The sequence below is a fragment of the Kineococcus glutinatus genome (assembly GCF_039542765.1).
In the GTDB taxonomy this organism is placed as follows: domain Bacteria; phylum Actinomycetota; class Actinomycetes; order Actinomycetales; family Kineococcaceae; genus Kineococcus_A; species Kineococcus_A glutinatus.
Window position 1 is genome coordinate 1 of the sequence record NZ_BAABIL010000515.1, and the last position, 715, is coordinate 715.

1 protein-coding gene is annotated in these 715 nt (G+C 77.9%); it reads right to left on the reverse strand.

Features of this window, described 5'->3' with window-relative positions:
- Nucleotides 1-386 (reverse strand): GntR family transcriptional regulator (locus ABEB16_RS17370; RefSeq protein ID WP_345713480.1); only part of this gene is annotated, 386 nt, incomplete at its 3' end.
- Nucleotides 387-715 lie beyond the last annotated feature (329 nt).

Genomic DNA, 715 nt, shown 5'->3' on the forward strand with positions numbered 1-715 from the left:
ACCCCGTCGAGGCGGCGGGCGGCACCGGCCAGGGCGGCGGCGAGGCGGGCGCTGGGCAGCAGGCCCGGGTCGAGGTAGCCGGTGGCCATCGGCAGCGCGCCGGCGGGGGGTGGGCTGAGCAGCCGCTCGACGCCGGCGGTGTGCACGGGGGAGTCGCCGAGGGCCACCCGCTGCCAGGCGGTGTCGGTGGTGGCGGTGGTGGTGGGCCGGGCGACGAAGGTGCCGGCGCCGGGGCGGGTCTGCACGGTGCCGTCGGCGACGAGCTGGTCGAGGGCGCGCTGCACGGTGACGGGGCCGACGCCGAGCTCGGCGATGAGGGCGCGGCTGCTGGGCAGTTTGTCGCCGGGGCGCAGCACGGCGGCGCGGCGGCGGAGGGCTGTCGCCACGCGCTGCACGCTGCTATCGTCAGACATGAAGCAGAATGATAGCGCTACCGCTCCGCTGGGAATAGTGCTCCCGGGCGCCCGCAGGTCCCACCGCCGCGGGGGTGCACGGTGACCGCGTTCGTCCTGTTCCTCGTCCTCGTGCTGCTGGCCCTGCTCGCCCCGCGCTTCGGCGCCGACAGCCGCGACCCGCACGGCTGGACCGGCGGCCGGTCGTGGGAGGCGTGGGGATCCGCGCGGCGGCCGTCAGGTAGGACTGCCGGGCCAGCCCCCACACCGCCGAGCCGAGACCGGCGGCGCCCACCGCCACCGCCAGCAGCGCCAGCGCCGGG